General features: G+C 58.9%; 15 protein-coding genes and 2 tRNA genes. 10 read left to right on the top strand and 7 right to left on the bottom strand.

Features of this window, described 5'->3' with window-relative positions:
• Positions 1-77: 77 nt before the first annotated feature.
• Both VJ464_18290 and VJ464_18285 read right to left on the bottom strand, forming a co-directional pair.
• Entirely contained in the window at positions 78-1,358 is a 1,281-nt protein-coding gene (locus tag VJ464_18290) for an MFS transporter (protein HKQ07083.1), read from the bottom strand.
• A 1,141-nt stretch (positions 1,359-2,499) separates the two neighbouring features.
• Complete coding sequence (locus tag VJ464_18285; GenBank protein ID HKQ07082.1) at positions 2,500-5,583, bottom strand: sigma 54-interacting transcriptional regulator; 3,084 nt, start codon at positions 5,581-5,583, stop codon at positions 2,500-2,502.
• 517 nt (positions 5,584-6,100) lie between these two features.
• Between VJ464_18285 and VJ464_18280 the strand changes: the two genes are divergently transcribed.
• The 5 genes from VJ464_18280 to VJ464_18260 are packed head-to-tail and all read left to right on the top strand — an operon-like array spanning position 6,101 to position 8,789.
• Positions 6,101-6,427, top strand: coding sequence for a hypothetical protein (locus VJ464_18280; GenBank protein ID HKQ07081.1), 327 nt, complete (start codon positions 6,101-6,103; stop codon positions 6,425-6,427).
• Between the two features lie 27 nt (positions 6,428-6,454).
• On the top strand, positions 6,455-6,715 hold the full coding sequence (locus VJ464_18275; GenBank protein HKQ07080.1) for a hypothetical protein: 261 nt from the start codon (positions 6,455-6,457) through the stop codon (positions 6,713-6,715).
• Position 6,716: 1 nt separating this feature from the next.
• A complete protein-coding gene (locus VJ464_18270) occupies positions 6,717-7,445 on the top strand; it encodes a TIGR04283 family arsenosugar biosynthesis glycosyltransferase (GenBank protein HKQ07079.1) in 729 nt (242 codons plus the stop codon).
• 29 nt (positions 7,446-7,474) lie between these two features.
• Positions 7,475-8,305 (top strand): maleylpyruvate isomerase family mycothiol-dependent enzyme, encoded by an 831-nt coding sequence (locus VJ464_18265; GenBank protein HKQ07078.1) that lies wholly within the window; start codon positions 7,475-7,477, stop codon positions 8,303-8,305.
• A gap of 16 nt (positions 8,306-8,321) precedes the next feature.
• A complete protein-coding gene (locus VJ464_18260) occupies positions 8,322-8,789 on the top strand; it encodes a hypothetical protein (GenBank protein HKQ07077.1) in 468 nt (155 codons plus the stop codon).
• 36 nt (positions 8,790-8,825) lie between these two features.
• Here the strand turns inward: VJ464_18260 and VJ464_18255 are convergent, their stop codons facing one another.
• The gene (locus VJ464_18255; GenBank protein HKQ07076.1) at positions 8,826-9,407 is read right to left on the bottom strand and encodes an FmdE family protein; all 582 of its coding nucleotides are present in this window, start codon (positions 9,405-9,407) and stop codon (positions 8,826-8,828) included.
• A gap of 472 nt (positions 9,408-9,879) precedes the next feature.
• Here VJ464_18255 and VJ464_18250 point away from each other — a divergent pair, with 472 nt between their 5' ends.
• Positions 9,880-12,246 (top strand): hypothetical protein, encoded by a 2,367-nt coding sequence (locus tag VJ464_18250; GenBank protein ID HKQ07075.1) that lies wholly within the window; start codon positions 9,880-9,882, stop codon positions 12,244-12,246.
• 143 nt (positions 12,247-12,389) lie between these two features.
• Here VJ464_18250 and mutS read toward each other — a convergent pair whose 3' ends face one another.
• Together mutS and VJ464_18240 are read right to left on the bottom strand one after the other, a co-directional pair.
• On the bottom strand, positions 12,390-15,056 hold the full coding sequence (gene mutS / locus VJ464_18245; protein HKQ07074.1) for a DNA mismatch repair protein MutS: 2,667 nt from the start codon (positions 15,054-15,056) through the stop codon (positions 12,390-12,392).
• A 93-nt stretch (positions 15,057-15,149) separates the two neighbouring features.
• Positions 15,150-16,187, bottom strand: coding sequence for an ATP-dependent 6-phosphofructokinase (locus tag VJ464_18240; GenBank protein ID HKQ07073.1), 1,038 nt, complete (start codon positions 16,185-16,187; stop codon positions 15,150-15,152).
• A 157-nt stretch (positions 16,188-16,344) separates the two neighbouring features.
• Between VJ464_18240 and tsaB the strand changes: the two genes are divergently transcribed.
• The 4 genes from tsaB to VJ464_18220 all read left to right on the top strand — a co-directional run bounded on the left by tsaB (position 16,345) and on the right by VJ464_18220 (position 18,003).
• Positions 16,345-17,166 (top strand): tRNA (adenosine(37)-N6)-threonylcarbamoyltransferase complex dimerization subunit type 1 TsaB, encoded by an 822-nt coding sequence (gene tsaB, locus VJ464_18235; GenBank protein HKQ07072.1) that lies wholly within the window; start codon positions 16,345-16,347, stop codon positions 17,164-17,166.
• Positions 17,167-17,209: 43 nt separating this feature from the next.
• Entirely contained in the window at positions 17,210-17,722 is a 513-nt protein-coding gene (gene rimI, locus VJ464_18230; GenBank protein ID HKQ07071.1) for a ribosomal protein S18-alanine N-acetyltransferase, read from the top strand.
• Between the two features lie 57 nt (positions 17,723-17,779).
• A tRNA-Gly gene (locus tag VJ464_18225) sits at positions 17,780-17,854 on the top strand.
• A 77-nt stretch (positions 17,855-17,931) separates the two neighbouring features.
• Positions 17,932-18,003: transfer RNA gene (locus VJ464_18220), tRNA-Cys, on the top strand.
• Between the two features lie 90 nt (positions 18,004-18,093).
• Here VJ464_18220 and VJ464_18215 read toward each other — a convergent pair.
• A complete protein-coding gene (locus tag VJ464_18215; protein ID HKQ07070.1) occupies positions 18,094-19,185 on the bottom strand; it encodes a site-specific integrase in 1,092 nt (363 codons plus the stop codon).
• Between the two features lie 43 nt (positions 19,186-19,228).
• Positions 19,229-19,333: IS110 family transposase (locus VJ464_18210; GenBank protein HKQ07069.1), on the bottom strand; the 105-nt coding region annotated here is incomplete at its 5' end.

Raw genomic sequence — 19,333 nt, 5'->3', positions numbered from 1 at the left:
TCGTTTTATCGCTTAGGAGGGTGATCTCTGTCAACCTGAAGTGGCGACCCTCGCAAAGGGACAGTCAGAGGCGGCAGTCATGCTTCGGCATTGACTTCTTCAGGGGCGCGCCGGCGAGTACTCACCCAGGCGAGCAAGGTGATCGCCATCACCACGCCGCTACCCAGAAAGACCAGGCGCAGGTTCATATCCGCGAGCATCCCGGCGAGCGCAAAGCCGGCCATCTCGGCCAGCGAACTGCCGAGCATGAGAATGCTCATCACGCGACCGAGCATGCGCTTGTCTGAAGACATTTGCATGCGCGCCTGGATGATGATGCTGACCGCGCCGCCGGCGACGCCAAAAGCGAATAGCGAGATGCAGGCCGGCACCAGTGTCGAAGCGACGGCCAGCGAAGTCAGCGAACATGCCATCAATACGGTCATCAGCGTCGTCACCCGGTCTTCGCGCTTAAAGGCCTTCATCGAGCCGGCCAGCACCATGCCGATCAGCAGACCAGCGGCCAGCGACGAGGCCATCGCGCCGAGTGCCCGCGCGCCGGCTTCCTCGCCGAAATGCAGTCGCGCAAACGCCGGCATCCCAACATAGCTGGCGCCGGCGGCGGCGAACTCGAAGCCGATCATATAGGCAAACAAGCTACGCAGGGCGCGGTGGCGCCGCGCATAGCGAAAGCCTTCGCCGATGCTGCGCAGCAAGGGTTGGCGCGGCGCGGCGCTGGCGGGCATCGCTCCGAACTCGCTGGTTTCGGCGTGTGGTGCGATGCGAATCATGCCGATCATCATAAAGGCGAAGACGAACGATGCGGCGTCGAAGGCGAAGGCAACCGTGAAACCATCCTTGCCGATAACGATGCCGGCCAGCGCCGGGCCAATGATGCCCATCAAGCGCACGGCGCTGCGTAGCAGCGAATTGCCGGCGACCAGGCGCTTGCGGCTGATGATCAGCGGCGTCACCGACTGGTAGGCCGGATAGAAAGTCGCTTCGACCAGCCCGAAGCAACCCCCCAGCAGGAACAGGTGCCAGCGCTCGGTGAGGTTGAGATGAACCGCCAATGCCGTCAAGCTCGTCACCAGCGCGCCGATGCCATAGGCCGTCAACATCAGCACGCGCGGCGAGAAGCGATCCGACAGCGCCCCGCCCATTAACAGGAAGGTCGAGCGCACGGCCCCCGCCACCAGCAGCACTGTGCCGAGCATCAGGCTGGAGCCAGTGAGGCTGTAGACCAGCCACGGCAGGGCGATGATGTAGAACTGGTCGCCGAGAATCGAGCCGCAATGGCCGAGGAAGAGGAAGCGGAAGTTGCGCACCGTGAGCGGCTGGAGCAGCGACAACCGGCGGATCTGTTCGAGCCTGATCATTTTCAAGCCGACCTGCCCCTCCTTCGACTCGGCGCTGCGGCGAGGGATCGGGACTGTGCTCTTTGCATAACGTTTGTCGCTCTCATCTTGAAATACGCGGCGGCGCGGACTGTGAACCCTTGGCTTACCCAAAGGGTAAAGGCGCAGCCAGACTTTTTCAATAGTAACTATGAAGGTGCCAAGCCCTGAGTCGCCGTGTCTGATTGGGTTCAACATGCCTGGAGGATGCTGGGCGACTGTCGTCGGGCTGCCGGCGCGGGCCAGGGCTCTGGCCGATCAGGGATGTCAAGCACAGGGTTGACGTTGGTATCTTAGCTCACACGCGCATGGATTACATGAGAAAAGTAGAGTGGGCTGGAACACAAATCGGGCGCTTGTAGGGACAGCGGCCCGAGAGAGAAACAGGGCCGGCGTGCCTCGCTGAAACCCTGAAGCACGCCGGCCCCGCAGAAATCATGATACCGGAGCGACTACCTCTTCGACGCCCAGCTCGTCAAAGATCACCCCAGCATCTCGCTGTCGTACATCCCTTAACATTGCTTACTCCTTCTGGCGCCCCGCGCCAAGCCCGGTCAACAGGCGGCGCGGTAAAACAGGGGAAGAGCGCCTCTCAATGATCTTCGTGTTAACGAGTCACCGCCCCTCGTTGAAAGCGGCGACCCCTGGGCAGTTAGAACCGGTTTCGTGGATTACAGCTTCGTCGAGCCTTATTCTCCGATCAGGAAACCGTCAGCAAACGTACACCCACCAGTGAGAAGAAAACCGTCAGCAAACGTACACCCACCAGTGAGAAGAAATCCGTTCGTCAACAAAATACCCTCGTTCATATTCGTTCTCCTTTAGTTTTGATTCTTGCGATTACTTCCGCTCGTTGCGCTCTTCTCTATTGCAATGGCCGTGCCAGGAAATGGCCGCTGCGCAACGGGAATCACTGACAAATAGAATCAATCACTTAGCCGAAAAGCCCGGAAAGGGATTCTTCGGGCAGAGTGTGTAGCTGCTTCACACTTGCCGCGAGTAACAGATTTGCGCCTGAGCTATCAACGGTTTAGCGAGAGTGTGAAGCAGCTACACACCTGTGAAGCGGCTACACACGTGTGGGGGTCGGTTAAGGGTTGGAACCAAGTGGCGGGCAGGGGAGTCAGATTTTGAAATCGAGGCGATCCATCTTCAGGTAGAGCCCCTTGCGCGACAGGCCGAGGTCTTTGGCGGCGCGGGCGATGTTGCCTGCCGAGCGGCGCAGCGCCTCGGCGATCATCTGCCGCTCTAGCTCTTCGACGGCTTCGCCGAGCGTCACGCCTTCGGGGGCGCTGATCGTGGCTTCGCTTGCTCTGCGTGCGGGCGCGGGTGTCGGCGCGGCCGACTCGCGGCCCGCCTTGGCGATCTCCACCGACAACCCCTCCGGCCCGACGACCGATGCCGAGTCGTTATAAGCAATGATGCGACGGACTTCGTTGCAGAGCTGGCGCACGTTGCCCGGCCAGTCATAGACGACGAGCAAGTCCAGGGTTTCTTCAGCGAGCTTGATCTCTGACTTGGCTGCCTCTTTTTGATAAAGGTCGAGGTAGTAATTGACCAGCGCCGGGATCTCTTCGCGGCGCTGGCGCAGGCCCGGCACCTGTATGCGAATGACATTCAGGCGGTGGAAAAGGTCTTCGCGGAAGCGGCCTTCGGCGACGGCACGCTCAAGGTTCGAGTTGGTGGCGGCGACTACCCGCACGTCCACCTTTTGCGGCGCGCTATCGCCAAGCGGGTGGATTTCGCCTTCCTGTAGGAAGCGCAGCAGCTTGGGCTGGAGTTCGAGCGGCAGGTCGCCGATCTCGTCCAGAAAGAGCGTGCCGCGCTCGGCGGCGCGGATGACGCCTTCGTTGGCGGCGAGCGCACCGGTAAACGCGCCCTTGCGGTAGCCGAACAACTGGCTCTCGATCATCTCCTTGGGAGCGGCGGAGCAGTTGAATGGCAGAAAGCGATTGGCGCGGCGCGACGAGCCGGCATGCACGGCTCGGGCGATCAATTCTTTGCCGGTGCCCGATTCGCCTGTGATCAGCACCGTGACGTCCGATGAGCGAATCTTGTGAATCTGTTCAAGCACCAGGCTCATGGCGCGGCTGTTACAGACAAAGCCGGGCAGTTCGACCTGCGCCAGCAAGCGCGACGGATTGAAGACCTGCGGGCGCCGGTTCTTGCTGCGCAGGGCGATGGCTTCCAGTCCCTGTTCAGCCAATTGCAGCAACGGCGCAAGCGTGACGGTGTGGTTGGTAAAGCGCTCGGCGGTCGGCCAGACGATGCGCAGCAGGTATCTCGTCTGCTGATTGCCGCCGAGGCGATAAACGAAGTGGCCCGCATAATCTTCGGTCCTGAGCTGTGCCATCAACTCAAGTTCTTCAGCCAGCTCACCGTCGCTAAGCCCGACGGCTGCCGCCGGCTTCAAGGTCAAACGATTCTTCAGGCTGAAGTCGTCGGCGACAATCTCGGCGATCACCGCGGCGCGGCTGCGCGATTGCTCGCGGACGATGGCGACGATCTCGTGCAGCAACAGCTCGCGCGCATGGCTGGCCTGCACCAGCCGGTGGGCGACGAAGCCGTCGAGCCCGGATGCCAGATCAAGCGTGGCGCTACGGGCACTGCCCTTCCATTCAAAGCGCAGGCCGGCGACCGGAAAACTGAGCGCCGCCATCTCACGCCCGACTTCAAGATCGTCTGACGGCTCGGCGCTTTGTTCGAGCGCTTGCAGGTAGGCGCTCGTCACGGCTTCGTCAGCGGCAGCGCCGAGGCGAACGAAGGTCGCGTGCGCCTCCCGCGCTTCGTTGATTGCCGCCTCCAGCCGCCCCTGCTGTTCGTACAGTCGCGCCAGAACGACGCGGTTGACCGCGATATCATACACACTGCCGCGCAGCTCGTAGACCGAGGTGCTCTGGCCGAGCGACTGAATGGCGGCGGCGATGTGGCCGCAGGCCGCCTGCACCTTGGCCGTCATGCGCATCATCAGCCCCCAGGCCATCAGCGACGGCGAGTCGCAAAGGAATTCTCGCACCCGATCAACCTGTAAGGCGGCCTGCTCGTTTTCGCCGAGCGTCAGCAAGGCATCGGCCAGCAGCAGATGAACATCCGCGTAGAAGCGAGTCGAGTTACTACGCTGGCAAACTTCGGCACCCAACTCAAGGACTTCTTTGGCCTCCTGGTAGCGCCTCTTGAACATCAAGCTGCGGCCCATGGTCAGGCGCGTGCTAATCTCGACCCAGAGCGTGTTCTTTGAGGTTTGAATCACCTCCATCGAGCGGCGGGTCAGCTCATCGGCTTCGTCCAGCTTGCCTTGCAAGAGGTGCAAATAGGCCAGCGTGTCGAGCACGCCCGCATATTGCGGCTTCTGATTGACCGCGGCAAAGGTGGCCAGCGCCTCTTCGAGCAGCGCCTGGGCTTCATCCCATCGGCCCAGCCAGATGAGCTTGTCGGCATAGTTGTTCTGGTTGATCGCTAAACTGATCTGGTTGCCGGAGGCGCGAAAATGCTCAATCGCTTTTTCGAAATATTGTAAAGCCTTTGGCGTCGAGCCGAGATTGTCATAAGTGATCGCCAGGTACATATGGGCGCGGCCCAGAAGGTCTTGCTCTTCGTTTGTGCCGATGATCGTTAGCGCCTGCTTGAGCAGGTGCAGGGCATTGCGGAAGTCGCCCTCGTACGCATGCATGTACCCGATGTTGATATAGGACTCGGCCAGTCGCCGCCAGTCGCCTGTGCGCCGGAAATGTTCGAGCGCCGAGGTGTAATGGTCACGAGCAATGCGAATCTCGGAGATGTTGCGATAGGCGCGGCCCAGCCCGAAGTAACATGCGCCCATGCCGGCGGGGTCTTCGAGCTGGCGGGCGATATGAATGGCCTGATTGAACAGCGCGATGGCGCGCGGCAGATCATTGTTGAACGAGTAGCCCCAGCCCAGCCGGATCAGCACCTCCATGCGCGTGCGCTCGGGCAGGCGCTCGATCTCCTGCGAGCGTTCGTACTTGGCGACGGCGTCGAGCTGTTCGGTATACAATCCGCGCTTTTCGAGCGAATCGGCGAGCGCGCAGCGCGCGCGCGCTTCGTCTTCGCCCGACCAGCCGCCACGTTTCAGAGCGGCGCGGAAATAATTGGTGGCCTCCTCGAAACGGCTCTCTTCGAGTGAAACTTTGCCGGCGGCAAACGCCTCCTCAAAGCTCTGCGCGCGGAGGATGTCTCTGGTCGCCATGTCTACTTACACCTTAGGACGCTTATGGCGCAGCCGTAGCGCCCTTCGCACATTGGGGCTTTGGTGTGAGAAGCTACAAATTAAAGATAATTGTGTTTCCCTGATCCCGGTTGCTCGTGTGAATTCTATGGGCTGACCCCGCCGAAGTCAAGCGTACGGATCAAAGGCAATCACTCGGCTTCTGTAATGCCGCGATACAACCGCTCAGCGGCAGAGTCTGGCCGCTGCCGATAAAAATGTCGAAAAATCGAGCTTTTTCAGGCCTTTGCCCTATCTGGCGGGCTCTGGCATCTCTGTTGCACTTTGCAGGATGGGCGAACAAACAACGAGGGGGGCGGGTTATGGCGATGGCGCGTTTCAGCGTAATGTACTTCGGTCACTTTATTCTCTTTTCAGTCTTCTTACTGTTTTACGTGATCCTGCTGGTCGGACTGATCATGCGCATAGTGAAGCGGTCAGTGGCCGAGGCGCGTGGAAGCCAGTAGCACGCGCGGCGCCAGCACAAGGAGGGTGAATCATGGCGATCAAGTTTTCAGAGATTCAGTCGAAAGACCAACTGTTAATCGAAACCGCGAACAGCGAATACCACTTTCAAGTCACCGACGCCGAACATCGTCGTGGGCGACTGACGGGCGGGACGCTCGGCGATAGCGAGCGCGAAGCGGTGCTGGCCGGCGCGATTAATGGCACGGGCGGACTTGGCCAGCTCGTCGAGGGGTTGCAACCGGGTGGCCGCGCCGTCTTCTATCTGACGGCGACCCGCGGCGTCGAGCGCCTGATTACATCGGTGATTACAGAGGTGGCGCGTCAAGGCGCGCAGAGTGGCGAAAGGCGGGCGGCATGAGGCCCGTACGACGAGGAGGGAACGACCTTGCAATGGCTCGGGTGGCTGGCGGCTTTGATTCTGCTAACGACAATGTTCGCGCAGGTGCGCACGAACTGGAAAGACCACCGGCTGAAAGGCGTGAACCCGTGGTTGTATTACGGGCAGGCGCTCGCATCTTTGTGTTTCGCAGTCTACAGTCTAACGATCAACTCGTGGGTTTTCGTCGTCACTAACACGATTGGCCTCGCGGCTGCTATCATAGGCATCTATCTCGTGCGTCGTTACCGCAAACCTGAGAGGGCCTAGATTGCAGACCGTCTCGATCATCATTCCCGTGCTTAACGAAGAAGCGTTGCTGGCCGGCACGCTCGCTGCCTTGCGCCGCCTGGAAGGCAATCCCGAAGTGATTGTTGTTGACGGCGGCAGCCATGACCGCACCCGCGACATCGCTCGCACCGCACTCCAACAATTCTCACAAGGCGAGTTCATCGAAAGCGCGCGCGGGCGCGGCCCGCAGATGAACGCCGGGGCGCGCGCTGCGCGAGGGGACACCCTGCTATTCCTGCACGCCGACACGCGGCTTCCCGCCGATGCCCTTAGCCGAATCGAAAGGGCGATCAGCGATCAAGAGGTCGTTGGCGGCAACTTCGCAATCAGCTTCGAAGGCCGTGACCTGTGGAGCCGCAGCTTCACGCGCCTCTACAATTGGCGGCGGCGGTTCGGCATCTATTATGGCGACTCGGCGATCTTCGCGCGGCGCGAGGTGTTTGAGCGGCTCGGCGGTTTCCTTAGCGCACCAATCATGGAAGACTATGACTTCTGCCGTAAGCTCGAACGCGCCGGCAAGACGGCGGTGATCGAGAGCCCGGCCATCACTTCGTCGCGGCGCTGGGGCGGCTGGCGCACCGCTTACGTGCTGATGCTCTGGGTTCTGCTGCAATGGCTCTACCTGATCGGCGCGCGCCCCGAAGGCATGGGCTGGATTTACTACCCGAAATCCTTTAAGCTGCGCCGCGAACGCGCCGTGGCGCGATAAGCATTCTCGTCAGAAGGGAAGCCACGCTTGTGAAGAAGCCGAAGGCCATTCAGGTCACGCACCTGTTCCCGGAAACGCTCGACGCGCTGCTCGACCTGCTCACCAGTTTATCGCCCGCCGACTGGCAGAACCCGACGGTGTGCGCCGGCTGGACGGTGAAAGACATCGCCGCGCACCTGCTGGGCGGCGAGTTCAGCATTCTCTCACGCAAGCGCGACGCCCATGCGTATTCGGGCAGTCCTTTCATCGCCTGGGATGATCTGGTGTCGCTGATCAATGACCTCAACGACACATGGGTAAAAGTGATGCGCCGGCTGAGCCCGCCGCTTTTGTGTGATCTATTACGTTTCGCCGGCGAGCAGACGAATCGATATTTTGCCGCGCTCGACCCGGACGCGCTTGGCGACCCGGTCGACTGGGCCGGGCCTGAGCCTGCGCCGGTGTGGCTCGATCTGGCGCGCGAATACACCGAGCGCTGGCATCATCAACAGCAGATTCGCGATGCGACCGGGCGGCCCGGCCTGAAAGAGCCGCGCTATCTGGCCCCTGTGCTCGACGCCTTTGTGCGCGCCTTGCCCCGCGCCTATCGCGACGCGCAGGCCGACGAGGGCACGCTAATCACCTTAGAGATCACCGGCGCGGCGGGCAATCGCTGGCACCTGCTGAGAGAAGGCGGCGCGTGGCAACTCTATCTCGATGCCGACGCGAAGCCCGCCGCCAGCCTCTCACTCGATGAGGACCTCGCGTGGCGACTGTTCACGAAAGGCGTCAAGCCTGAAGCCGCGCATGCCGGCGCAGTCATCACCGGCGATGAACGGCTGGCGCTGCCGGCCCTCGGCATGATCTCGATCATCGGATGAGGCGTAAGGATAGAAGATGCGAAAACTCACTCTCTTTTTGATTATCACTCTGAGCATTGTCGCGACAGCGGCGGCGCAGACCTCTAAGACGGCCGGCGCCAAGACGGTCGTCAGCGACACGGCAGCGAAAGGCATGCTGTTAGGCGCGCACCGCTTCTCGCTGCAATGGATTAGCTGGGATTACTTTGGCAAAGCGATTGTGACCGAGAAGAACGGCGCGCTATTTATCAAAGGCGAACAGCGCGGGCGCGGCAATGATGATTATGTGACGATGGAAGGCCGCATCACACGCCTTGCCGCCAAGGAGTTCACGTTCGAAGGCGACATCATCACGCGTGTCAGCCACATCAACAAAGGCGAGCCATGCAAGCGCAGCGGCGAGATGGTCTTTCGCGTCACCGGCAATCGCCGCTACTGGCGGCTTCAGCAGATGAATAATCCGTGCGATGAGGCGGCGGATTACGTGGACATCTACTTTCGTTAGCCTCGGGTTATCTTCAAGGGAATCCGGCGCTGGCCTTTATAGCTTCGTGTAATAGGCCTCGCCGGCGCAGGCGCGGCAGAGCGTGCGGCCTTCGCTGATGATCTCGCGGCGGTCGTTGATGCCTTCGCCGCAGCGGTCGCAACGGACGCGTGACACGGGGCGGCCCGGCTGGTCTTCTTTGGCGACGCTTACCTGAACGCGCTCGACTTTGAAAAGGTCTTCGTCGGGCAGCAGCTTGTAGGCGCGCAACTGGCGGTCATACTTGCTGGCGATTTCAGGGAAGCAGCGGTCGGCGGCGTCGCGCGCTTCGTCAAGCGCCACCACGCGCACGGCTTCATTGGTCTGCGTGTTCAGAAATGTCGCCGCCAGCTTGCCGTAATCATAAAACTTCAACGTCCGCTTGCCGAGCCGGCAGCCGGTCACCGTGTTGATGGCGTCGGCGGCGCAGCGGTCAATCTCGACAAAGACGAGCAGGGCCTTGCGGTCTTTGCCGCGCGGCTCGATGATGCCAACGGCGCGACAGCCGAGCAGCGCCATGCGCACGCCCAGCACTTGCCCTGCGCACATATGACCGTGCGAATGTTCAGCGCGTTCGAGCAGCTCGTCGAGCGTTTCCATCCTTCGCCTTTCGACAGAGATTATAGATGTGGCCGGGATGAACTGAAAGCTGATTGTCCGTAGGAAATTTGCTTGAGGCGCGATTAAAAATGAAACCCGATGCGTCACGAAGGGATGGCGGAGATTAGCCGGTTGAAAGATAGCCTGATCTCAAATGTGAATGGCGCGTTCTCAATCAAGAACAGCCCCACTTGTTAGCCATGCCGCCATCTCAAATCAGCCGGCTAGCTTCTCAGTTGGAAATAAGACACTCTCGTTTAAGAACGTCGCCATCATAATTGGGGATATTATTTTCTCAATCAGGAAAATCATCGTCTCCATTGAAAAGCCATCTGACCGGAAATTCATTTTGAAATATGGATTAAGTAATATATTATTCCCCAGGCTATAAGGTTGTAAGGCTAAACAACTTTCAATATAGACAAAATTGGCCGTCAGGCGTGACCCCAAACACGTCTAAAAGGAGCGTTCTGTGAAAAACATGGCGGGATACATCGTTTGCAAAAGCGACAGCCAATGGCTGACTCCGGTAGGTTCGCAAAGTCAGGTGGGCTTAACTGATTCCTTCGACTCAGACGGTCTGGTGTTTTGGATCGACGATTCCAACAATGATTATTGCCGCCTGGTGCACATGAATTCAGGGATGGTACTGGGTGGGAACAGCCCCAGGGTCTATATGCATACCCCGAACAATGGCGAGGATCAACAATGGAAGTTTGACGATGCCGGCGGCGGTTACCAGCAGATCATCCATCTGCAATCCGGCGATCTCTTGACGGCGAACGGCAGCGACCCCGTTAGCTTATCTGCCTATGATCCAAACAATGACAGTCAGAAATGGTCGGTGGCATTTCAGGGCTATCTCGCTCAGAAAGCCACCGAAAAAATGGTGACTCGTCAGGATGACAACAGCCTGGCAATGGGGCAGATGGATGACCCCGATCAACAGTTTTTTTATTTTGAACATATGGGTGACAGCGCTTACCGGATATGTTACAAGCGGTTCACCTCGGATATGCTGGCTCTGAGTTGGAAGGATTCGGTTCTCTGCTTTAGTGCGTGGCTGAACCAGGACACGCAGAACCAGGATACGCAAAAGTGGCTGCTTGAAGATTTCGGCGGCGGTTTTCGAAAACTAACTCTGAAATCCAGCACCAAGGCGGTGGACGGCAATGGTGTCAATGTCAAGGTGCTGGACGGCAATGGTGTCAATGTCTACCTGCACGATCCGAACATCGGCGACTATCAACTTTGGGCGCCGTTCGTGCGCATGGAGATCGATCTCAGCAAGGCGTATAACGAAATCACCTTTGCCATGGCGCATGACTCGCATACGGACAAGAAGACGGCCTATGGGCCTTATAGAAATCTTCCGGGCTCGCCCATGTGGGAAGACCAGACGCTGGATATCGGTCAACAACTTGCCGGTGGGATACGCACGGCGCGCATCAGCACCGGTCTGCCCTCCTCGGGTAGCGAGACGGTCATCCTGCAACACACCATCGCGCTGAAAGACTTTAGTACCTACCTCGATCTGGTCAAGAGCTTTCTCTATCAAGACCCCACCGCGATTCTGACGATCTATGACGAAGGCGACAGTTCAGGTTCTCCCTTCAGCGACGAGCACTTCGAAGGATTCTTGGCTGATCAATATGCGGCTTCGCTCGGCGGGACGCCGTCGGCGCCCGCGGGAATCTATCTGCCCGGCGTGAACGGCATGCCGGAGTTGAGTGACCTCGAAGACGGGCTTTGGCCCACGCTTCAAGAGATGCTCGAGGCCGGCGTGCGGATCATCGTCATCATGGCGAACGGGTTTCCCAAGGTCAAAAATGATGACGGCTCGTTAGCGCATCCGTGGATATTACCCTCGGCTCCGATTATGCGTGCGAACCCTTATGACAATCTGATCCAGGACAGCGCCATGACGATCCGCCCCGCCTGCGTCGATCTCTACACCATCGATCTGGACGTTAAGCTCTTCAAGTTCAACCATTTTTTCTATTCGCCGCTAGGCGTGAATGAAGAATCGTCGCAGGCCCTGAATATCTGGACGGTCGGCGACCTGCTGGTGGAGGATACGCTGCGGGCGTGGGCGTCCAACGGGAGGCCGCCGAATTGGATCAATGTCGATTTCTTTCAGGGCGTTCAAGGAGCCCACAGTTATCTGACCTCTCTGGTTCGAGCGATCAATTCATCAAGCAGCCTCGCCGACTTCGAAAAGCAGATCAAAGGTTGTCAGATCCAAAACACCAATGGTTTGCAGATCGGTTATCCTTACACGACGTATGACGACACACCGATCTACCATATTGTCAACATGAAGTCCGGTGCAGACGGCAACCAGTATGCGCTGGTCTTGTGTTGGAACGACATCAACCTTGCGCCATCCCCATTCAACGCCGTTGGCTACGCCTGCTTGAACATATCGGACCCCAATCCTTCGTTCACCAAAAACTGGTATCTGAGATATAACACACCGGCTCATGGAATCCAGCTTGTCGTATGGGGGGGGAGCGAGCAGTATAACTTCACACTTCACCGGGCTGTCCTGCAATCCTTGAAGCTGCCCGATGGATCGCCGAATATGACCTCGCAATGGGCAGACAACGTCGGGCGCAGCACAACCGGCTGGGAGCTGGTCTATGCCAGTGATACAGACTCCTACCTGATTCGACTGTCAGCCGACCCTTCACAAGTGCTCGGTGTCGTGGGCGGAGAGCCCTCCCAAAATGGTGCGATTGCTTTGATGGATTACAACGAGAATGATCTGTCGCAAAGATGGAAATTTGTAAGTGTAAATCCGCAACCATACTCCTCTTCCCTTTTTCCCGAGTATTAAGGAAAGGAGGTTGGGGCGCTCGAATGAAGGCGAAGGAGGGTTCAAGCCGGGTGTCCACCATACGGGCGCAATTTACAGGCGGTTGAATCCGCAGCCGCCTGACCCTTCATTCGGCGCAATCGCCGCGCTGGCCGCGCCGCGATTCAAAGTAAGCGCGTCTTCAATCGCCGCAGCGCGTCCGTTGCTTCTTCAGCGGTGAGCGATTCGGTGTCGAGATTGCGCAACTCGTCAATGACCGCGTCGTTGGCCGCCTCGAACAGCGACGCCTGTGGCGCGCGCTTGCGTGACGGCAGGTGACGCGCGAACTTTGGCTTGCCCATCACGTCCAGCTCGTTGGCTTCGAGATTAGAGAGTATCTCTCTGGCGCGATCCGTAACCACACGCGGCAACCCGGCGAGCTTGCCGACCTCGATGCCATAAGATTTCGAGGCGCTGCCTTCGACAACCCGCCGCAGGAAAACAATCGTGCCCTCGGACTCCTTGACCGCCATTTGATAGTTGCGCACGCCCGGCAGCAGCTTCGCCAACTCGGTCATCTCGTGATAGTGCGTCGCAAACAACGTCTTGGCGGTGTGCTGCGGGTTGTCGTGCAGGTATTCGGCGATGGCCCACGCCAGCGACAAGCCATCGAAGGTCGAGGTGCCGCGTCCGACTTCATCAAGCAGCACCAGGCTGCGCGGCGTCGCGGTGTTCAGGATGTTCGCCGTTTCGGTCATCTCTACCATGAACGTCGAGCGCCCGCGCGCCAGGCTATCCGACGCGCCGACGCGCGTGAAGATGCGGTCGAGCAGAGCGACGCGCGCTTCGTCGGCAGGCACGAACGAGCCGATCTGCGCCATCAGCGCGATCAACGCCGTCTGCCTCAGGAAGACCGATTTGCCGCCCATGTTCGGCCCGGTGATGATCAACAACCGGTCGGTTGAGTTGTTCAGGTAAACATCGTTCGGGATGAAGCGCTCGCCGCTGGATTCAATCACCGGATGGCGACCGCCGCGAATGTAAAGCTCATCACTTTCAGAAAGCTGTGGCCGGCAGTAGTTGCGCCGCGCCGCGACTTCGCCGAGCGCGCACAAGACATCGAGCGTCGCTAAGCCTTGCGCAACGCCTTGCACGCGGCGGGTTTCAATCGCCACCGCCTGGCGAATGGCGCCGAACAGCTCCTGCTCGATTTCGGCAATGCGCTCTTCGGCGCCGAGGACTTTTGCTTCGTACTCTTTCAGCTCCGGCGTCGTGAAGCGCTCGGCGTTGGCAATCGTCTGCCGGCGCTCGTAATCCGTCGGCACGTTCTTGAGGTTCGCCTTGCTGATTTCAATGAAGTAGCCGAAGACGTTGTTGAAGCGGACCTTCAACGAAGCGATGCCGGTGCGCGCCCGCTCGCGCGATTCGATGCGCGCGATGATGCTCTTGCTCGACGTGGCGACTTCGCGCAGCTCGTCGAGCTGCGGGTTATAGCCGGCGCGAATCGTGCCGCCGTCATTGATGTTGACCGGTGGTTCGTCGCTGATGCTTGCGCCGATCAGGTCGCGCAGGTCTGCCAGCTCGTCGAGGTTTTCAGAAAGAACCTCTAACAACGATGCCGTCGCGTCGCCGAGCAGCTCTTTAATGCCGGGAATGGCGTCGGCTGAGTTTTTGAGCGCCACCAGATCACGCGGCGTGGCGCGGCCCAACGAGATGCGCGCCATCAGGCGTTCGAGGTCCGCGACCTGTTTCAACTCTTGCCGCAAACGGTCGCGCAGGATCACCGCGCTCTTCAGCTCTTCGACCGCATTGAGCCGCGCCGTCAGCTCGCCGAGCTTCATCGAAGGCCGCAACAGCCATTGCTTCAACAGGCGCGAGCCCATGCCGGTGACCGATTCGTCGAGAACGCCGAGCAGCGTCCGCTGGCGCGAGCCGTCGAGGGCTTCGACCAGTTCGAGGTTGCGAACCGTCGGCGCGTCGAGCATCAGATATTCGGCGGGCTCGAAGTAGGACAGGCCGGTGATGTGCGCGGCGTCGTCCTTCTGAGTTTCGCGGACGTAATGCAGCACCGCGCCGGCGGCGGTGACGGCGAGGTCGCGTCCCGAGAGCCCGAAGCCGTCGAGCGAGCTCACCTCAAAATGATTGCAAATCAACTCGGCGGCGCGGTCATGCGCGAAGTCCCATTCATCGAGCGCGTTCAGCGAAGGCTGCTCGCCGGCAACCACGAATCGCGCCGCCCCGGCCTCCTTTTCATCGCTGATGACATGACTTGCGGCTTCGCGCCGGGCTTCGTTCTTGAACAACGGCTCAAGCGATTTCGGGAAGAGAATCTCACGCGGCGCGAAACTGTCAAGCTGTTCGAGAATGCGATTCCACGCGCCTTCGCCGGTGAATTGCGTGACCACGAACTCGCCGGTTGAAAGGTCGAGGAAGGCGGCGCTCATGCCCGTGCCGGTGCCGAAGACGGCGGCGAGATAGGTGTTGTCGCGGGCATCGAGCAGTTGCGCGTCAATGGCCGTGCCGGGAGTAATGATGCGCACGACTTCGCGCTTGACCAGCTTGGTTGCCTTCTTCGGGTCTTCGGTCTGTTCGCAGATGGCGACGCGGTAACCTTTGCGCACCAGCTTGGCGATGTGGCCGCTGGCGGCGTGATAGGGCACGCCGCACATCGGTATGGGATTGCCGCGCTCGCGGTTGCGCGCCGTCAGGGTGATCTCTAATTCCTTCGAGCCGATCACCGCGTCGTCATAAAATAGTTCGTAAAAATCGCCCAGGCGGAAGAAGAGCAGAGTGCCGGGGTTGGCCCGCTTGATCTCCTGGTACTGCTTGAGCATCGGTGATGCGTGTTCCATAGACTCTCGCTCCATCATTTGTCAGTGTGATTGCGAAACGATGGGGAAGCGAATTGCTGACTCACTGGCAATGAATCGCCGGACGAATAAGAATCATCCGAAAAAGGTTCGCGCCGTTTTATAAATATCTTCATCAAGGGGCCGATACTTGTCGGCGATCTCTTCGAGCGGCACGCTGACCATCTTTGTGCCGTGTACCGCGGCCATTGATCCGAACTCCTCGCGCATGACCATCTCGACGGCATAGACGCCGAGGCGTGTGGCCAGCACGCGATCATAGGCGGACGGCGCGCCGCCGCGCTGAATGTAACCCAGAACACTTACGCGCGCTTCGAGCCGTGTAAGCTCTTCGATCTGCGCGGCAACCAGATGGCCGATGCCGCCGAGACGGCTCTCGTGAAAGACGCGGGCGCGCTCGTCGGCGGTCAGGAAATCTTCCTCCGGGTGCGGCTTGGCGTCTTCGGCGACGACGACAATTGAAAATGGGCGACCCATCTGCTTGCGCTTGGTGAGCATGTCGCAGATTTCCGACATGCGAAACGGAATCTCCGGGACGAGGATCAAGTCGGCAGCGCCGGCCAGCCCCGCGTAGGCCGCTATCCAGCCCGAATGCCGGCCCATCACTTCGACAACCATGACGCGGTGCAGCGCCTCTGCGGTGGTGTGCAAGCGGTCAATGGCTTCCGTGGCAATCGAGACCGCGGTGTCAAAGCCGAAGGTGTAATCGGTGCCGGGAATGTCGTTGTCAATCGTTTTCGGGACGCCGACAATTGGGTAGCCGTGGTCGCGCCACATCCGCATAGCGCCAGAGAGCGTGCCGTTGCCGCCGACGACGATCAACCGACCCAGCCCAAAGCGTCCCCAGTTGTCATAAATCTTCTTTAACGCGTCGCTGCTGGCCAGCGGATTGACCCGCGAAGTGCCGAGGATCGTGCCGCCGCGATACTGGATGCCGGCGACCGAGTGCTTGGTAAGCGGCGCTACATTGCCATCCATCAAGCCCTGCCAGCCGGAATAGACGCCGAGAACAGGAATGCGGTCAACCTGAGCGCGCCGCACGACGGCGCGGATCACGGCGTTGAGGCCGGGACAATCGCCGCCGCCAGTCAAGATGCCGAGATAGTTGTCCATCGCTTTCAGTTTTCTGCCTTTGGCCCGCGCAGGTCTTGGGCCGGCGCTCGCTCAGCCATTCAGGTTGTGCGCGCCATGTTCAGCTTATATAATCGGCGTCTAGGTGGTCAAACAAGCTTTCGAGCGATAGTCATTCGTTGCCGCAGCAGGCAACGAATTGACGAGCGTCGAATCAAGAGAAGTTGCCGAGTTGAACGATCCCGTCACAAATCACACCCGGCCTAATATCCTCGCGCTCGACACCTCTGCGCGGCGCACGAGCATTGCCCTGGCGCGCGGCGACCGGATCGTTGAATCGCTGGCGGTTGATGGCGACGAGCGGCGCTCTGAGCGGTTGTGGCTCGACATCGGCGGGTTGCTCGAAGGCGCAGGGCTCGGCGTTGAAGCCATAGAGCTTTTCGGCGTCTGTGTCGGACCGGGCGGCTTTACGGGCTTGCGTGTCGGCCTTGCGGCGGTCAAGGGCCTGGCGTCGGCCACCGACAAGCCCGTGGCGGGCGTGACTTCGCTCGAAGCAGCGGCGATGGCGGCGCACGGCGCGGCGATGGTCTGCGCGATGGTCGGCGCCTACAAGGGCGAAGTGTATTGGCAACTCTTTACCTTTGACGAAGGCGGCCTGCCGGTTGCTCGGTCAGAGCCCGTTGTGTCAACATCAACCGGGGCCATCGCGGCGGTCGCTGACTTGTCGGATGTGGTCTTCGTCGGTGACGCGGCAGAGGCGAGCCGTGAAGTCATCCGCAACATCGCCGGCGCGCGGTTTGTCGAAGCGGCGAATGAGCAGCGCGGCGGCTGGCGCGCCCCTCAGACGCATCAGAATGTTGCTGAAGCGGTAGCGCGGTTGGCTTATTTGAAGTGGCAACAAGGAAGGGTCGAGACGGCGGCGACAGTCGAAGCGCTTTACGTGCGACCGGCTGAGGCTGAAGTGAAACGGTCGCTCGGATTGCTCGGCTCGAAGATCGCCCGCAACCGCCGGGCTGATTAATCAGGTTGCATGGCGGCTTCGACGCACAAAGGGGGATGAGGCATTGTCGGTCAGCGAAAGACAAGGCGAGGAGGCGGCGGCGCGGGGGCTGCCCTTTATCATCGAATGGATGCAGGTAACGGATCTCGACGAAGTCGTCGCCCTTGAAGAGAAGACCGGGCTGAACCGTTGGGGCTATGACGCCTACAAGCGCGAGATTCAGAAAAACCCGAATTCAATCATGTTGGTGGCACGCAATCTGGGTCTCGGCCCCGGCGTGGTCGGTTTTTTCGCCGGCTGGACGGTCGAAGACGAGATGCACGTCAATAATATTGCGACGCACCCGGAATTCCGGCAGCGCAGCATCGGCGCCCAACTGATGCAGACGGCGATTGAGGAAGGGCAGCGGCGTGGCATCGCCTTTGTGTTGCTTGAGGTGAGGGCTTCGAACGAAGCCGCGCAGGCGCTCTACCGCAAGCTCGGATTTAACTTTCTGGCGCGGCGCCGCGATTACTATCGCTTTCCTACGGAAGACGCCTTGGTGATGAAGAAAGAATTGCCAGTATCGGCGTCATAACCTGGCAGGCTGTAGTTGACAGAATCGCGGCGGGCTGGCTAATATAACAATTCCTGAGCGGGAGTAACTCAGCGGTAGAGTGCGACCTTGCCAAGGTCGAAGTCGCGGGTTCAAATCCCGTCTCCCGCTCCAGAAGTTTTAAGGCGAAGGCGCGATCTCGAAGCGGAAAGATTTGAGAAATGCCTTCGCCTTATCGTTTGAATCCCTCAGGCGGCGTAGCCAAGTGGTAAGGCAGAGGTCTGCAAAACCTTTATCCATCGGTTCGATTCCGATCGCCGCCTCTTTCTTTTTAACTATTTACGGTTAATCCTGAAAACCTCAAAAAGCCACTGTAGCGGGAATTGTAGCGACTCCAAACCATCTGGCATCTCCTAATTGATAAGTGTAGCGGCTGACTGTTGCTCAACCTCTGCTATTGCCCTAGCTGCATTGAACTCTTCAAGGCGGCGTGCCGCTTCCGCCTGATGCTGTTCTGTCGGATGTGCGTAGCGCAAAACCATCTGGATTCTCGAATGCCCAAGCATCGCCGCGAGGGTAACAAGATCAATTCCTGACATTGCCGCCCGCGTCGCCCAGGTGTGGCGAAGATCGTACAGCCGAAAAGGTTTTAGCTTGCTACGCTTCAACGCGCCGTAATGGGCATTGTTGAGCTTTACGACAGGCTTTGACGGGTCATCAGGGGAAGGGAAAAGGTAAGGGCTATCAATGGCATCCATTCGCCGTGTGACGACTTCCAGAGCCGTCTTATTCAAAGGGATTCTCCGCTTTGCCGCTTTTGTCTTGCCATAGGGATTGAAGATAAATGCGCCGTCAACGTTAATAGTCTCTACCCTGATGCGGTAAACCTCTTCTGGCCGCATTCCAGTTTCAAGCATCAGAATAGCGGCATCTCGCAACGGTTGCGAGGCTTCAGCCAAGTATTTTTGCTGCTCATCAAAGCTGAGAGACCGCATCTGCTCGTTATCTTCGTTAAAGAATTTCACCCTGCTAACAGGATTCTTGAGCAGCAAATCGCCTTTGATGTAAAAATTGAACAGAGCTTTCAAGCAAGCAAGCTCGCGGTTTGTTGTTGCTGGCCTGAGTACCCGCTTGGTTTTTGGACTTTTCTGGCTTGCTCTCCAAGTCTTATAGCTCTCTACATCCTCTGGTGCGATCTTGTCGAGCTTCTTATCTTTGAAAAACTTCAAGAGAGCATTACTGCTGACAACATAGCGGTGATAAGTATTAGGGTGAGCCTTATGCTCTTGCTCAGACCATTTCAAAAAATTCTTCATCGCCTCATTGAATGAAGGCGAAGGCTTTGGCTCGTTTATCCCTACTTCACCCTTTGCCAGCTTGGTCTTGTATGCAGACTCAATTTGTTCAGCTACTCTCTTGTTGGTCTGCTTGGTTGACTTCTGGATGTGTTCACCGTTCCAAATGAAATGGAACCAGTAGACCTTACCTCTTTTGAAAACTGACATGCTGTTACTCCTATGATGATTTGTCTACTCCAAGGTTGAACATTCAGCCCTCGGCGAGGACAAAGTTGGGGAAGTCCTCGAACACCCAATCGTTCTTCAGCGTCCGATAGATGATTCCCAAGAACTTTCTCGCAGTAGCAATAATCGC

This window comes from Blastocatellia bacterium (assembly GCA_035275065.1).
GTDB lineage: Bacteria > Acidobacteriota > Blastocatellia > UBA7656 > UBA7656 > DATENM01.
The sequence above is the reverse complement of the archived record's forward strand: the minus strand, read 5'-3'. Positions and strand labels throughout refer to the sequence as shown.

Excerpts from the sequence above, each read along its gene's own strand:
- VJ464_18285 (HKQ07082.1), bottom strand. The coding sequence starts at position 5,583 with ATGGCGACCAGAGACATCCTCCGCGCGCAGAGCTTTGAGGAGGCGTTT.
- VJ464_18255 (HKQ07076.1), bottom strand. The coding sequence starts at position 9,407 with ATGGAAACGCTCGACGAGCTGCTCGAACGCGCTGAACATTCGCACGGT.
- mutS (HKQ07074.1), bottom strand. The coding sequence starts at position 15,056 with ATGGAACACGCATCACCGATGCTCAAGCAGTACCAGGAGATCAAGCGG.
- VJ464_18215 (HKQ07070.1), bottom strand. The coding sequence starts at position 19,185 with ATGTCAGTTTTCAAAAGAGGTAAGGTCTACTGGTTCCATTTCATTTGG.
- VJ464_18260 (HKQ07077.1), top strand. The coding sequence starts at position 8,322 with ATGCGAAAACTCACTCTCTTTTTGATTATCACTCTGAGCATTGTCGCG.
- VJ464_18280 (HKQ07081.1), top strand. The coding sequence starts at position 6,101 with ATGGCGATCAAGTTTTCAGAGATTCAGTCGAAAGACCAACTGTTAATC.
- VJ464_18290 (HKQ07083.1), bottom strand. The coding sequence starts at position 1,358 with ATGATCAGGCTCGAACAGATCCGCCGGTTGTCGCTGCTCCAGCCGCTC.
- VJ464_18240 (HKQ07073.1), bottom strand. The coding sequence starts at position 16,187 with ATGGACAACTATCTCGGCATCTTGACTGGCGGCGGCGATTGTCCCGGC.